Raw genomic sequence first — 398 nt, 5'->3', positions numbered from 1 at the left:
AGCTGAGACAATTTCCCCAATCTGACATAATGGTCGCTAATAAGCGGCCATTTTTTTGGTCTGAATTTTTAACGAGCATTTATTGAAATCCGCAGCGAGAACAAGCATGTCGCAGACTATGTCACAGGCCTCCGGGCCAGACAGCGATGATCTGATCTATCGTCATAATCCGGCGCTTCAGGATGAAGCTGTCGATGCCAATGGAGAGCTGCGCCCGCACTGGTCCTATCTTCTCGACAGCCTGAAAGAGCTGGGGCCAGCGTTATTTGATGAACGACAGTCAAAAGCGTTGCGTATTCTACGGGACGATGGGGCGACCTATAACATCTACAGCGACTCCAGCACGCCATCTCACACCTGGAATATGGATCTGGTTCCGTATGTGATTGGCAGTGAAG

At 50.0% G+C, this 398-nt stretch carries 1 pseudogene; it reads left to right on the top strand.

Features of this window, described 5'->3' with window-relative positions:
* Positions 1-106: 106 nt before the first annotated feature.
* Positions 107-398, top strand: a pseudogene (locus Q4563_RS16685) (circularly permuted type 2 ATP-grasp protein); the annotation flags it as partial.

The sequence above is a fragment of the Gilvimarinus sp. 1_MG-2023 genome (assembly GCF_030548285.1).
The sequence above is the reverse complement of the archived record's forward strand: the minus strand, read 5'-3'. Positions and strand labels throughout refer to the sequence as shown.